Here is a 14,598-nt window from a genome sequence, read left to right as displayed (position 1 = left end):
CTCCAGCAAGTGCTGCAATGCCAGCCGGGTGAGGGCTGGCAGGTTTTTGTTTTTTATCGTTTTTTACGCCGCACTGCGGCTTACTGCATCAGGTCGGCAAGATCGACAAGATCATCGCGGCTTAGCGCGCCTACTGCCTGTTTCAGCTTGAGGCGGTTCACCAGATAGTCGTATCGGGCTTGCAGGTAGTCGCGGCGGGCGGAGTAATACAGCCGGTAGGCATCGGCCACGGCAACCACACTGGCCACGCCGGCTTTGTAGCCTTCCTGACGGGTTTGCAGGGCGCTGTCCTGGGCGATCACCGCCTTGCGCAGGGCGTCCAGCATCGAGGCGCTGCTTTCTACGCTCTGGTAGGCGGCGCGGGCGGCGCGCTCGGTTTTACGCTCTTCCTGCTCGCGCTCCAGCATGGCTTTTTCCAGGCGGACACCGGCTTCACGCACCAGCGAGCTGGTCATGCCGCCTTCGAAAGCAGGCATGCTGAGCTTCAGCGCCAGCTCGGTGTTTTGCTGCTTCTGGCCACCACCGTAGAACGAGCCTTTGGTGCTTTGGCCATTGGCGGTGCCCACCAGCGCCAGCGTGGGGTAGTAGCCCCCTTTTTGACGCTGGATCTCTAGCGCGGCAATCTGCTCGGCCAGCTTGCGCGACTGCAGCGCAATATTCTGGCTTACCGCGGCGTCTACCCAGGCTTCCAGGCTGGCTGGCTGCGGCATGGCAGGGTCGAAATGTGCCTTGAAGGGTAGCAAAGCGGCCACATCGCTCCCTACGATTTCCTTCAGCGCGCTGCGGGCGTCTTGTAAGCGGTTGCGGGCTTCCAGCTCGCGCGCGCGCGACAGGCTGTAGCGCGACTCGGTATCGTGTACCTGGGCGATGGTACCCAGGCCGTTGTCCAGGCGGGACTTGGCCAGCTCGTACTGCTTTTGCGTGGCTTCGCGCTCGGCGGTGGACAGCTCTACACCGTCCAGTGCGGCCAACAGGCTCAGGTAGCTGGAGGCGGTACGCAGCAGCAGGTCTTGCTCGGCAGCCACCACGTTCAGCTTGGCTTGTTCTACCGCCAGCCCGGCCTGGTCCAGCTTGACGATGGCGGGCATTTTCAGCACTGGCTGGCTGATGGTGAGCGACCAGCTGCTGGACGGGTAGGAAGTGCTACCGGTCGGGAAGGCTTTATTGGGTGCTTCGGTAATTTTCTGGTGCGCCATCGAGCGGCTGACATCGATCACCGCTGTAGGCAACAAGGCGGCACGTGCTTGCGGGACGCCTTCGGCCGTGATCAGGAAATCGGTTTTGGCAGCCAGGTATTTCGGGTCGTTTTCCAGCGCGCGCTCAAACAGCGATGGCAGGCCGGACTGCACCAGTGCCGGGTTGGCCGCACGGGGCTGGCTGGCTTGGCCCGACAGCACAACCGGCTTGATCAGCATTTTGGGGCGCTGCAGGTCGGCAGCGTCCTGGCGCTGGCGCAGCTCCAGCGATACCGGCTCGCCGGCAAACGCCGCCAGCGCATTGGCACCGTGATCGCCCGGGATATGGCCTTTGCCATTGAGTGACACTATCCAGCGGTTGCCTTGCGTTTGCAGGCCGGACGCCAGCAGGGACTGCGGGCGCTGCAAATCGAAAATCACCCGGGCCGAGCCCAGGCGGGTTTCTTCCAGGCGCACGCCGCGCAGGGTGTCGCTCTGGCTGCTGATGCGGGGCAGCAGCGGCTTGATGTCTTCGGCTCGCGCGCCCAGCACATCCACCACCAGGCGTGGCGGCTTGTCCAGGGTAAAGGCGCTGTAGCGGCGGCCATCCAGGTTATCGGCAAACACCGACAAGGCGCCGGCCGATTCGGCCACTTGCATGGCCGACATACTGGCAGCCTGCTCGCCAACAGGGGCATCCGGCACAAACGACACCAGAATCTCGCCCTTGCCTGCGCTCACCACGCCATCACCCGCAACCACGTCGGCGTCGGCGGCCAGCTGCACCAACAGGCGGCTTCCGCCGTTTTCGCCATCCAGCGCCGACATTTTCTTCAACAAGGGGTTGCGTGCCAGATCGGTGGCGGCAATGACGCGTTCCAGGCTTTTACGGCTGATCCCGGTCAGCTCGAACACCACCTGGCGGCCATCCGAATCAAACGACATGGCGGCTTCCAGCGTGGCCGAGCCGATCAGGCGCAGATCGGCACGCCCTTCACGGTTCACGACCAGCATTTGCTCCAGCGCCGGCTTGGGCGGCAGTACACGCTTGGCGTCTGGCGCAAAGACCATTTCCCAGCGTGAGCGTTTGTCCAGCGAGGAAACCAGTTTCTCGTCCAGCACTTTTACCGGGCGCGCAAACTCGATGCGCAGCGGTGTGAGGCCCTGGCTGGGCAGCAGGGTGTCGATACGTTTGATGAAGGGATGGGCACTGAGCTTGGCCAGGCTGGCATTCAGCGCAGCAGCATCGATATCTTTCAGCAGCAACACGACTTCGGTGCTGTCCTGGACTTGCAGGCCGCTATGCAAGGTGCCGGCGGGGACGTCCAGCTGCAGGCGCAAAGCCTGGCCTTCGGCCTGGATGCTGACATGGGCCAGACCAGCTGCCATTGCAGGCGCCAGGCCCGACAACATCAGGGCCACAGTGAGAATTCTCAGGGGTTTCTTGCAGATATCCAAAGTGTGCCACCCTTGCTATGTATCGGTATGCCGGCGGCCCGTAACGGGCAAGGAAGCCGGATTTTTTAGTTAGGCAATTGTATTGAAATAGAGGCAATACTGCTACATTACTTTAAGCAAAACGTACAAAGTGAATCACCTTAATGCTAAAAAATCACAAAAGCGGCAGCAGCTTGCCGCCGTGCTGATACCGCCCCTATCGAAAATACCAATCAAATACCAAAAAAAGGCCACCCATCCGCCGCGGGCATAAAAAAAAGCGGACCGAAGTCCGCTGTAGAAGCCTTGAATGCCAGGAGTTTTCAAGGAAAAGGTACCGTGCCGCCAGGCAGCACGGGTAAAACGCTTATTTCCAGTCTGCCGGGAATTTGTAGCCAGGGTACTTAGGCTGGGCCCAGGCGCGGAATTCTTTCGATTTATAGGCCGCGATCACGTCTTTGGCCCATGGCTTGTTCAGGTCGGCCGCCTTGATCACGCCCCAGTTGACGTAGGCGTAGCTCTTTTCCTGGAACACGGCTTCGGTCAGCTTGATGCCGGACGAGATGGCGTAGTTGCCGTTGACTACGGCAAAGTCCACATCAGCGCGCGAGCGTGGCAGCTGGGCAGCTTCCAGCGGCACGATCTTGATTTTCTTCACATTCACTTCAATGTCACGCTCGGAAGCCGTCAGCGGGTTGATGCCTTTTTTCAGCTTGACCCAGCCCAGGTCGTTGAACATTACCAGGGCGCGGGCAAAGTTGGACGGGTCGTTCGGGGCGGATACGGTGCTGCCCTCCTTCACGTCTTTCAGTGCTTTCAGCTTGCCCGGGTACACGCCCAGCGGCGCGGTAGGCACCTGAAACACTTCTTTCAGGCTCAGTTTGTGCTCTTTGGAGAAGTTATCCAGGTAAGGCTTGTGCTGGAACACGTTTACGTCCAGCGAGCCTTCCTGCAGCGCCAGGTTCGGGCGCACGTAGTCGGTGAACTCCACCAGTTTTACGGTGTAGCCTTTTTTCTCCAGAATCGGCTTGATGGCCTGCTTTACCTGGTCGCCAAAATCGCCCACGGTGGTACCGAACACGATTTCTTTTTTCGCCGGGTCAGCGGCGTGTACGTTGGCCGCAAAGGCCAGACCCAGGGTGGCTACAGCCAGTGTCTTGAGGGAAAAACGACGCATTTTCATGCTCCTTGTGAGAGAGATCTCTTTGTCTTGATCGGGGTTAACGTTTATCGAGGCGGGCCGCCAGGCGGTTACCGGCAAACTGGATCAGCTGCACGATCACCACCAGCAGCAGCACCATGGCGATCATCACTTCGCTCTGGAAGCGGTAGTAGCCGTAGCGGATGGCCAAATCGCCAATACCGCCGCCACCCACCACGCCGGCCACGGCCGAGTAGCTCAGAAAGCTGATGGTCAGGATGGTGAGGCTGGAAATCAGGCCGGCACGCGCTTCGTTGATCAACACCTTGACGATGATCTGCGCCGGGCTGGCACCCATGGCCTCTGCCGCCTCCACCACGCCGCGCGGGATCTCGCGCAGGGTTTGCTCTACCAGGCGGGCAAAGTACGGGATGGCGGCAAACGACAGCGGCACCGCTGCCGCGATGGGTCCGATGGTGGAGCCCACCAGCACGCGGGTCAGCGGTACCAGCGACACCATCAGGATGATGAAGGGGAAGGAACGCACCAGGTTCACCAGCCAGCCCAGCACACCATTCACCGTGCGGTGGGCAAACAGCTGGCCCGGCTGCGTCAGGTACAGCAGCACGCCCAGCGGGCCGCCCAGCAGGATGGCGGCGGTCAGGCCAATACCCAGCATCAGGCCGGTTTCCAGGCTGGCTTGCCAGATTTCCGGCGCCAGGTCGGACAGGTTGGCCAGCGCCTGCGCCAAAGTCAGCTCTTCCATTTACGCTACCTCCAGCAGGGATTTGGCCAGTGCAGACTGCGCGCTGACTTGCTTGTCTTGCACGGTCAGGATTTCCACCACTTCGCCAGCGTCCAGCAGCGCGGCGCGGTGGCAGATGGAGCGGATCACGTGCATCTCGTGGGTCACGATGACCACGGTCACGCCAAAGCGGGCGTTGATGTCCTGCAGGCAATCCAGAATGGACTGAGTGGTTTTCGGGTCCAGCGCCGAGGTGGGCTCGTCGGCCAGAATCACGTGCGGGCGCGGCGCCAGCGCACGAGCAATGCCCACGCGCTGCTTCTGGCCGCCGGACAGCTGCGCCGGGTAGTGCTGGGCGCGGTCGGCCAGGCCGACAATGTCCAGACACTCGGCCACGCGGGCGTCGATATCGGCCTGCTGCCAGCCGGCAATTTCCAGCGGAAAGGCAATGTTGTCGGCCACGGTGCGGTTGGCCATCAGGTTGAACTGCTGAAACACCATGCCGATATTCTGGCGAGCGCGGCGCAGCGCACTGGCAGACAGCGCGGTAAGCTGCTGGCCGTCTACGGTGACGCTGCCGCTGTCAGGGCGCTCCAGCAGGTTGATCAGGCGCAGCAGCGTGGATTTACCCGCGCCGGAAAACCCGATCAGGCCAAAAATCTCGCCGGCACGGATATGCAGGCTGGTATCACGTACGGCATCAAACCAGCCGCCTTCCGGCTTCTGGAAACGCTTGTGTACGTTTTTGAGGTGAATCATGTGAACTCCAAAGCAAAAAAGCCCGCCGTATCGCTGGCGGGCTTTAAGCTGGGGAATTTTCACTTTTGAAAATTCTGGTGATAGTGGCAGGCACTACCCCCACGCTTTAGCTGTTTTACGCCCGCAAGCTGTGTCAAATCGGCGTTAAATCAAAATCTTGATCGCAATTGAACATCACCCGTTCATTTGTGTCAAGAACTTATTACCACATTGGTACCACTCTATAACATGCCTTTGCGGCCAACCTGGCCGGGCGGGCCGCCGCAGCCAGGCTAGCGCGGCAGGCAGCTCACCCCCAGCTGCCCCAGATCGCCAAAGCCCAGCGTAGCCTGCTGGCCGGGCTGCAGCTGGATAACCCCGGCATAAGAGCCGGTAATCACCGCCTGCCCCGGCAGGATACCCTGCCCCTGCTGCTGCAGGTAGTCTGCCAGCCACAGTAGCGGCGCCAGCGGGTCGCCCGCCGGGTGCACACCCGCCAGCAGCTCGTCGCGCTCGCCCTGCCGCACGCGCAGCGGCAGGCTAGATGCGGCCAACGCTGCGGCCAACGGCACAGCCGGCCCCAGGTGCAAGCCCTGGTTGACCAGCCCATCGGCCAGCGACTGCAAAAACGGCGGTTTGGGCTCGGCTTCAAAACGGCTGTCGATCAGCTCCAGCGCCAAATGCACACTGCTGACGGCAGCCAGTATCTCTTCCCTGCTATACGCCGTGGCGCGCAGCGGCAGCCCCTCGGCAAACACAAACGCCAGCTCCGGCTCGACGCGTACCACACCATCCCGCACCCACGCCTGACAGGTATCGCCATGGCTGATGGTGCTGGCGTAAATGGGTGCCAGCACCAGCCGCTCGTCGGACGGCATGCCGCACTTCCAGCCGCCAATGCCATTACCCAGCAGATGGCTAACAGCCTGCTGGATAGCCAGCGCGTCCTGCAAGGTGGCGGGCGCGTGTGCTGCGGCCAACAGCGGGCCCGGCTGCCCGGCCAGGCGGCGCGATGCCAGGGTGATGGCGGCTTGCTGGATGGCGGTGCTGTCCATAAAAGGTGGCTTTCGTCAGATGAAGGTGGGCTTTTTTACCGGCAAGCTGCCGGCTTGGCAAGCCCCGGCCACACCGCAGGCCACGAGCACGGCCAGGCCAAGCGCACGGCGGCACAGCCTGCCAGCCACCCTTATTTGGTCAGGATGAGTTTGTTCTGCTTGGTAATCTGCAGCCGGTATTGCTGGCCGTTATGTTCGATCAGCAACGCCTTGCGCTGGGCAAACAGGCTGTCGCTGCTGATGACGTCCACCAGCTCGGCAGGCAGTGCAGTCTCCTGCGCGCTGGGCGCGGTGGCATGGTTTACGGGGGTGGAATGCATGTTATTGCCCTGAATGACGGGAAAAACCTATTGGCCTTGCTATCAGCAACAGGCATGGCAGCGGATAGCTGCCATGCCTGCGCGGTTCAGACCGGCTTCAGTTTAGTAGGTGAAGTTGGCGGTCAGGTTGGCGGTACGCGGGGCACCCGGAAGATAACGGGTACGGTTGTTGTTGAGGGTGGCGATGTACTTCTCGTCAAGCAGGTTGTACACGTTCAGCTGCAGATTGACGTTCTTGTTCAGCTTGTAGCTGGCCATGGCGTCTACCACAGCGTAGTCCTCGATACCCGGGATGGCATCGCTGGTCCGGCTCTTGGCATTCTTGTGTTTGCCCATGTAACGCACGCCACCGCCGATGGTCAGGTCATTGTTGATCTTGTAGCTGCTCCACAGCGTGGCGCTCAGCTTGGGCGACCAGTCGGAAGGGATGCCGGTCGACGCGGCTGTCGCACCTTCTTTCACCTCGGTTTCCATATAGGCTACACCTGTACTCAGCTCCCAAGCCGGGGTTAGCTGACCCACCAGACCCAGCTCGACACCCTGGATCTGGCGCTTGCCGTACTGGGCAAAAGTATTGGTGTTGCTATCCAGCTTGGCCAGCTCGTTCTTGTTGGTAGTCTGGTAGATGGCGGCGGTCAGGCCCAGCTTGTTATCCAGCACATCCCACTTGGTACCCAGCTCGATGTTCTGGGTTTCTTGCGGGTCCAGCGCCGGGTTGTTGGCACTGGTATTGGATGTATCCAGCTGGAAGTTGTCACCACCGGCCGGTTTCTGCGAGGTAGCGTACGACAGGTAGATGCTGCCGTTGGTGGCCGGCTTGAACAGCAGGCCCAGCTTGCCGCTAAACAGGTTGCCGGACTTCTCCAGGCTGGACGGCACCTTGGTACCCACCGGCAGCGTCGGGTGGCTGGTAGCTGTCGAGATGCTGACATTATTGGTCTGGGTGCTGTAGTGCTCGACACGCAAGCCCCCGCTCACTTGCCACTGCTCGTTCAGCTTCAGCGTGTCAAAGGCGTACAGGGCCAGGGTGTCGGTACTGCCTTTGTTGCTGGCACCGGTCAGGGTCGGCAGCACCGTCGGCTTGTCAGCACTGTTAGGGTTATACAAGTTGGCCACCGGGCCTGCCGTGCTATTGGCATTGCTGCGGCCATAGCTGTTTTGCGACTCGTGCAGCATTTCGACACCGGTCAGTAGCTCGTGCTCGATGCTACCAGTCTTGAAACGGCTGTTCAGGTTGGTCTGGTTGGCCAGGATAGTATTGTCCTGCAGGTTGGATTGTGCGCTGCGGGACACGGTCCAGCTGGCCGGATTATTAACGTCGGCCAGAGTATGGCCGCCCAGCGAATGCAGTACGCGGTCTACCTTGGAGCGACCGTAACGGGTGATATTGGTCAGCTTGTTGCCGTTGGCAAAGGTGTGTTCCAGCTTGCCGGTGATCATGTCGGCGCTGACGTCTTCGTAGTCGGAATCCAGACCGTAGAAGTTCTCGCTATTGACTTCTGCTGCGGTACGGCTGCCAAGACTGCTATGGAAGTAGCCTGGCATGCCCAGCGTGGAGGTGCCGCCATCCGGCACATTGTCTTGCTTCACATGCTGCAGGTTCAGGCTGAACACGGTATTGGTGCCCAGGCCGGTAGCCAGCGACAGCGCTACGCCGTCGGTGTTTTTTTCCACCTTGTTACGGCCCGCCACCTCGCCTTGCTGGCGCAGCAGGTTCACACGTACCGCCGTGGTGTCGTCGATGACTTTGTTGGCATCCAGGGTGAAGCGCTGGTTGTTGGCCGTGCTGGCACCCACGCTACCGGCAATGCTGTCTTCCAGGTTGGCGCTCTTGCTGATCAGGTTAACGTAGCCGCTGGCAGCGCCACGGCCGATATCGGCACCGGCTGCACCTTTTACCACCTCGACTTGCTCCAGGTTGAAGGCATCACGCGAGACCGCACCCAGGTCACGCACGCCATCGACAAAAGTGCTGCTCTGGGCTGCAAAACCGCGCATGTAGAAAGTATCACCTGCGCTGGTAGCACCACCTTCGCCCAGCTGCATGGTAATGCCCGGGGTATTCTGCAGCGCCTGCATCAGCGATACAGCACCTTGCTGCTGCAGCACTTCCTTGCTGATCACGGTCACGGTTTGCGGGGTATCGACCAGCGGCTGTGTCAGTTTTACCGAAGCAGACTTGGTTTTCTTGATGGCCGGGGTGGTTTGCTCCGGGGCCGTCACCTTGGTGGTAGGCAGGGTAGCTTCGGTTTGTGCCAGCACCAGGGCAGGCATGGTCAGCAGGGCGATGGCAGCAGCTTGACGACCCAGGGTCTTGCCGCTTTTGATGTATGCAGAGTGAGCCAAGTGGTTCTCCAGTGATGATTCGTGAGTGGTTTTTTGCTGGCTTACTGCATGACATACCCCAGGCAAGGGCTCACAGCTGGCTGGCTACTAGTGTTATTGATTCGCTAATGATAACAACTATCATTAACCTTTCGCAACATCTGTTCACACTTTCGAAACATCTGCACCACAATCCGGCACGCAGCAGGCCGCCACGCTCGCCCGCTGCCCGCCTGCTCAATACACGTCGCGGCAGTAGCGGCCCTCGGCCGCCAGCTCGTCCAGCACGGCGTCGCCCAGCACCTGGCGCAGTACGGCATCCACCCCGCTGGCCATGCCCGCCAGGCTGCCGCAAACATAAATGGCGGCGCCATCGGCCACCCACTGCTGCAGCCGCTCGGCCTGCTCGGCCAGCACGTGCTGCACATAGCGCCGCTGCGGCTGATCGCGTGAGAAAGCCGTATCGACGTGCTGCAACACACCCTGCTGCTGCAGCGCCTGCAGCTCGTGGCGATAGTAGAAATCGTGCGTACTCTGGCGCTCGCCAAACAGCAGCCAGCCCGGCTGCGCTGTGGCCAACTGCTGGCGCGCGCGCAGGTGGCTGCGCAGCCCGGCCAGGCCAGTACCATTACCGATGAGGATAAGCGGGCGCGTGGCATTGTCGGCCAGGCGGAAACGGCGGTGCGGGCGGATGCGCAGGCTCAGCGGCTCGCCCAGCGCCAGGGTCTGGGTAAGATGCTGCGAGGCCAGGCCCACCTGCCCCTGCTCGCCCACCCGCACGCGCACCAGCAGCTGCAAGCTGCCGTCCGCCGGAATCGAGGCAATGGAATACTCGCGCGGCCGGCCCGGCTCGGCCGGCACCTGCACTTCTACCAGGTCGCCAGACTGCCACGGCGGCAGCGCGCCGCCATCGGCCGGGCGCAGCGCCAGGTGATAGGTAGCCGCACCGCAGCTGCCCTCGTTCAGGCAGTGGCGCTCTACCAGCTGCCACTGGCCAAAGGGACCGGGCACCGGCAACAAGGGCTGCGCGGCCAGCGCCGTATCCTGCAGACCAGCCAGCTCGGCCAGCTGGTGCTGCCAGGTGGCCAGTGCCACCTCGTCCAGCGCGTCTACATCGATACGCGGGTACAGCGGCTGTGCGCCGCTATCGGCCAGCCAGCCATCCAGCGCGCGGCCAAAAGCGCAGAACTGTGCGTAGCGGCGATCGCCCAGCGCCAGCACGGCGTATTGCAGCCCGGCCAGTGCGGCAGGGCTGGCAAGGTTGGCCGCAAAACGGCGCGCCATATCGGGCGGTTCACCCTCGCCAGCCGTGCTGGCCACCAACAGCAAGCGGCTGGCCTGCTGCAGCGCGGTGATATCCAGCTGCGCCAGCGACAGGCACTGCACCTGCAGGCCGGCCGCCTGCAGCGTGGCCACGGTTTGCTGTGCTACCGCCTCGGCCTGGCCACTTTGGCCGGCATAGGCCACCAACAGCGGTGCTGCCACCGTGGCGGTTTGGCGGCTACGGCGCCACTGGCGCCAGGCCATGACGCAAACACCGGCGTAAGCCAGCCCCAGACCGGCGGCCCAGATCAAGCGTGCTTGTTCCATTATTGTTCTTCCATCATGTCCAGAAAGGCGCGGCTGTAACGCGCCTGTAGCTGCTCGCCATCGCGCAACAGGAACGCCGCGGCCAACCCTTGCTGCTCGGCCTGCGCCATGCCGGCCTGCGGCCCCAGCACCGTCAACGCGGTAGACCAGGCATCGGCAGCCATGCAGTCGGCGTGGATCACCGTGACCGACGCCACGCCGCGTACTGGCTGGCCGCTACGCGGGTCGAGCGTGTGCGCGCAGCGCTCGCCCTGGTGCCAGAACACTTTCAGGTAGTCGCCCGAGGTAGCCACCGACAAACCGTGCAGCGCCAGCCGTGATGCGGCCAACCCTGCGCCCTGGCTATCGTCCGGCAGCGCCAGTGCGACCCACCACGGCTGGCCGTCCGGCTTCATGCCCTCGCCGCGCAGCTCGCCACCCACCTCCACCAGAAAATGGCGGTAGCCATACAGGCGCAGGTAGCGCGCCAGCAAATCCACGCTAAAGCCTTTGGCCACCGACGACAGGTCCAGCTGTACGCCGCCCGGCTGCAGGGCGCGGCGGTTGGCCGCATCCAGCTGCAGGTCTTGCCAGCGGCACTGCGCCAGCAGCGCGGCGGCCTCTCCCGCCGATGGCGGCATAAAACCGAGCGCATCGTAGCGCGGGGCGGGGCCGAAGCCCCAGCGGTTGACCAACGCGCCGGCGGCCGGGTTGTAGGCACCGTTGCTGGCCGCGGCCACCTGCAGCGCATAGTGCAGCACGGTGTAAAAACCGCCCGGCAGCGTGTGCCAGCTACCCGCAGCGGCACGGTTGAAGCGGCCCAGATTGGAGCCCGCTTCCCAGTGACTCATCTCGGCCACCACGCCATCCAGCTGCTGCTGCAGGCCGGCGGCCAGAAAATCGGGGATGTCACCATCGATCGCCACCAGCACTTGCCAGCTGGTGCCCATGCTGTGGCCGGCAAAGCGCACCACTTGGGCAGTGGCCGGCGGACAAGCCGGGTCGATATGGCGCGGAATCAGGATGGCGCTCATGCGGTTTTTCACTCTTTCAATGGCAAGCGGCAGGCTCAGGGCCTGCCGGGTTATAACGGGCAAAGGGCATCGCACACAACCTGCCCGGCTAGCGTGTTACGGCAGCACTTCCAGCGTAGCGGTGTAGCTGGCGCGGAACGGCGGCATAGCAGGCGGCATGCCGGACGGCGCGCCCTGGCCAGGCTTGCCGGCTACCGGCGGCTGGCCGCCTTGCGGCATATCGTCGCGTTTGGGCCAGCTGGCGTTGACCCAGTACATGCCACCTTGCTTCCAGCTCACCTTGATTTCGCCTTTGGCATCGGTGGTGTACACCTGCTCGTCCAGCAGGCCGCTGTGGCGCACGCCACCGCGCACCACGCTCACCGGCATACCGGCTAGCGGCTTGCCGTCCATCAGCAGGCGGAAGCTGCTCTTGTCACCGGCAAACAGCTCGTTGGGGTGGCTGATGGCTTGCAGCTCCAGGCCCTTGCCAACCGGCTGTTGCACGCCGTTGCTCGGTTTGCCCGCAGTCACAAACGTCTCGATGCGGCTCACGCTGAGCGACTTGCTCACGTCGGTGGCACCGGCCGGGATCTGCTGGTCGATGGTGGCCGGGGTGCCGCGCACGCGTTTTACTTCGTTGCCCAGCTTGTAGCTGGCCATGGCACCTTCGCTCACCAGCGAAACACGGTAGCTGCCCTGCTGTTTCAGCTCGATATCAAAGCTGTTGCGAAAGCGGCTGCTGGTGATGTTTTGCGGGTTCACCGCCGCGCCGTCGGGGCCGGTGATGGCGAGGCCATCCAGCTTGAGCGGCTGGTGCTCAAAGTCGAACAACGCTTCGGACACGGCAGCGTCCACGGTCACCCACGGCTTGTCGCCTTCAATGGCGCCGGCAGAAGGCAGCAACCAGCCACGGTGGGCCTGGGCGGTAAGCGATACCAGGGCCAGGGCGGCCAGGGCAATGATTTTCTTGTTCATGGCGGGTCGTCCTGCTTATTTGGCGGTAACGGTAATCTTGCCCAGCTCGCCCTTACCCTGGGCGCTGGTTTGCTGCTCGCCCTTGGGCGGCCATTGCAGCGGCACGCGTACCAGCTCGCGGCCACCGGCTTCACGCGCTACCTCTACCACCACCTGGTAGGCGCCCGGTGCCAGCTTGCCCAGCACCGATTTATTGTCGGAAAACACCAAGGTGTGCTCGCCCGGCGCACGGGTGGCGCTGGACACGCCGTCTACCGGCAGGGTCAGCTCGCGGCCGCTCTTGCGCCACCACTGGCGCATGTCGTTTACCCACTTGGTACCGGCGTTGTCTTTCTTTTTCATGTCGTACCACACCGACAGGTTGCCGGCGAACTGCTGGTCGGCGGTTTCCAGCCACATGGCCAGGTAGGGGCGGTGGTACTCGGCCACATTCAGCTGCGGCAGTTCTACTTTCACGGCCAGGTTGGCCGCCATGCCTGGTGCGGCGGCAGACGCCAGCGCCAGCGCCACGGGGTAACGGTATTTCATGCTCAAACTCGCTAGGAGGGGGTGGATAAAGTGCAGCCGGGGCTGCGATTGCTGTGTTGTGTGCCGCTGCGGCACCGCGGCGACGGACAAACGATAATCTATTTGATAATTATTATCATATAAAATCGATTTGCGCTCCACTACCGGCGCACAGCCATGCGCCGGCAGGGGCATGTATCAGCTAGCGGGGCCGCCCCGGCCAGCCGCCGCCCAGCGCCTTGATCAGCGTGACGGTGGCCTGCTGCCGCACCAGCCGCTGCTGTAGCAGGCTGTCGCGGCTGCTGGCGTGGCTTTTTTGTGCGGCCAGCAGCGTGGCCATGTCCACCAGGCCTTCGCGCTGGCGAATGCGGGTGAGCTGCAGTGTGCGCTCGGCCTCGCGGCTGGCCTGTTGCTGCAGGCGTTCCTGCTGACGCGCCAACGCCACGGCATTCAGCGCGTCTTCGACCTCGCCCAACGCGGTCAGCGTGGTTTTGCGGTAGCTGTGCAATAGCTGCTGGCGTGCGGCCTGGCTGCTGGCTACCTGGGCGCGCAGCTTGCCGCCGTCAAACAGGCTTTGCGCCAGGCTAGCGCCCAGGCTCAGGCTTTGCGTGGCGCCGGATAGCGACAGCAAGGCGCTAGAGGCCAGGCCGGCGCTACCGGATAGCTGCAGACTGGGGTAGAGCGCGGCGCGGGCGGCGTCCAGGTTGGCCGCAGCGGCTTCCAGCTCGCTTTCTGCCTTGGCGATGTCCGGTCGGCGGCGCAACACCTCGGACGGCAAACCGGCGGGTACGTCCGGCACCGCCAGCGCCAGCAGCGGCTCGCTGGCTACACTAAAGCCCTGCGGCAGCTGGCCGGCCAGAATGGCCAGGGTGTTCAGCAGCGGCTGCTGCTGGTTTTGCAGGCTCAGCACGCTGGCCTGCTGTGCCAGCCAGCTGCTGCGGATCTGGCTGACATCCAGCTCGGTGGCGGCGCCGTGCCGTAGCTTGGCTTCGCTGATATCCAACAGCTGGCGGCTGTCGTGCAGGCTGGCCTGCGCCAGCGCCAGGCGGTCACGCACCGCTTGCAGCTGGAAGTAGGCATTCACCACCGCAGCCAGCAGCGTCTGCCGCGCCGTGGCCAGGTCGTACTGGCTGCCTTGCAGGTTGGCCGCAGCGGCACGCTGGCTGGCGGCCACTTTGCCCCACAGGTCTACCTCATAGCTAATGCCCGCAGACAGGCTGCTGCTTTTGCTGGTGCTGCTGGCGCCATTGGCGGTCTCGGTTTCGCGCTGGTTGCTGCTGCCGGACAGGCTGACGGCCGGAAACAGGCTGGCGGCGCTGCTATCGGCACTGGCTTGCGCCTGCTGCAGCCGTGCGGCAGCCTGGGCCAGATCCGGGCTACCGGCCAGTGCCTGGTCTACCAGGCGGTTTAGCTCGGCGGCGCCAAACAGCTGCCACCAGCGATCATTCAGTACGGCCGCACCAGGCTTGGCCGCATTATTTGCCTGCCAGGCTGCTGGCAGCGGCAAGGCCGTGTCTTGCGGTGGCGTGGTTTGCGCGCAGCCGGCCAGCAGGGTGGCCAACACGGCCAGGGTAAGCGTCTTGTTGTGCATGAAA

The 14,598-nt window shown here is 63.1% G+C and carries 12 protein-coding genes; all 12 read right to left on the bottom strand.

The features are described from left to right. Positions 1–80 precede the first annotated feature (80 nt). On the bottom strand, positions 81–2,564 hold the full coding sequence (locus tag ACZ9XP_RS04075) for a TolC family outer membrane protein (protein ID WP_465188044.1): 2,484 nt from the start codon (positions 2,562–2,564) through the stop codon (positions 81–83). A 415-nt stretch (positions 2,565–2,979) separates the two neighbouring features. Then, positions 2,980–3,789, bottom strand: coding sequence for a MetQ/NlpA family ABC transporter substrate-binding protein (locus ACZ9XP_RS04070; protein WP_465188043.1), 810 nt, complete (start codon positions 3,787–3,789; stop codon positions 2,980–2,982). Between the two features lie 43 nt (positions 3,790–3,832). Beyond that, on the bottom strand, positions 3,833–4,519 hold the full coding sequence (locus ACZ9XP_RS04065) for a methionine ABC transporter permease (RefSeq protein WP_147684757.1): 687 nt from the start codon (positions 4,517–4,519) through the stop codon (positions 3,833–3,835). Next, positions 4,520–5,257, bottom strand: coding sequence for a methionine ABC transporter ATP-binding protein (locus ACZ9XP_RS04060; RefSeq protein ID WP_147684755.1), 738 nt, complete (start codon positions 5,255–5,257; stop codon positions 4,520–4,522). A 272-nt stretch (positions 5,258–5,529) separates the two neighbouring features. Next, a complete protein-coding gene (locus tag ACZ9XP_RS04055; RefSeq protein ID WP_465188042.1) occupies positions 5,530–6,291 on the bottom strand; it encodes a hypothetical protein in 762 nt (253 codons plus the stop codon). Positions 6,292–6,422: 131 nt separating this feature from the next. Then, positions 6,423–6,611: a hemin uptake protein HemP gene (hemP, locus tag ACZ9XP_RS04050; protein WP_465188041.1), complete on the bottom strand. Its 189-nt coding sequence runs from the start codon at positions 6,609–6,611 to the stop codon at positions 6,423–6,425. A gap of 102 nt (positions 6,612–6,713) precedes the next feature. Beyond that, on the bottom strand, positions 6,714–8,957 hold the full coding sequence (locus ACZ9XP_RS04045) for a catecholate siderophore receptor Fiu (RefSeq protein ID WP_465188040.1): 2,244 nt from the start codon (positions 8,955–8,957) through the stop codon (positions 6,714–6,716). 216 nt (positions 8,958–9,173) lie between these two features. Beyond that, complete coding sequence (locus ACZ9XP_RS04040) at positions 9,174–10,526, bottom strand: sulfite reductase subunit alpha (RefSeq protein ID WP_465188039.1); 1,353 nt, start codon at positions 10,524–10,526, stop codon at positions 9,174–9,176. Next, a complete protein-coding gene (locus ACZ9XP_RS04035; protein ID WP_465188038.1) occupies positions 10,526–11,539 on the bottom strand; it encodes an FAD:protein FMN transferase in 1,014 nt (337 codons plus the stop codon). Before ACZ9XP_RS04035 ends, ACZ9XP_RS04040 begins: the two co-directional genes overlap by 1 nt. A gap of 96 nt (positions 11,540–11,635) precedes the next feature. Further along, a complete protein-coding gene (locus ACZ9XP_RS04030; RefSeq protein ID WP_438698638.1) occupies positions 11,636–12,496 on the bottom strand; it encodes a DUF4198 domain-containing protein in 861 nt (286 codons plus the stop codon). A gap of 15 nt (positions 12,497–12,511) precedes the next feature. Continuing rightward, a complete protein-coding gene (locus ACZ9XP_RS04025) occupies positions 12,512–13,024 on the bottom strand; it encodes a DUF2271 domain-containing protein (RefSeq protein WP_465188037.1) in 513 nt (170 codons plus the stop codon). A 181-nt stretch (positions 13,025–13,205) separates the two neighbouring features. Then, the gene (locus ACZ9XP_RS04020) at positions 13,206–14,594 is read right to left on the bottom strand and encodes an efflux transporter outer membrane subunit (protein ID WP_465188036.1); all 1,389 of its coding nucleotides are present in this window, start codon (positions 14,592–14,594) and stop codon (positions 13,206–13,208) included. Positions 14,595–14,598: the final 4 nt, after the last annotated feature.

This window comes from Vogesella perlucida (genome assembly GCF_979366545.1).
The sequence above is the reverse complement of the archived record's forward strand: the minus strand, read 5'-3'. Positions and strand labels throughout refer to the sequence as shown.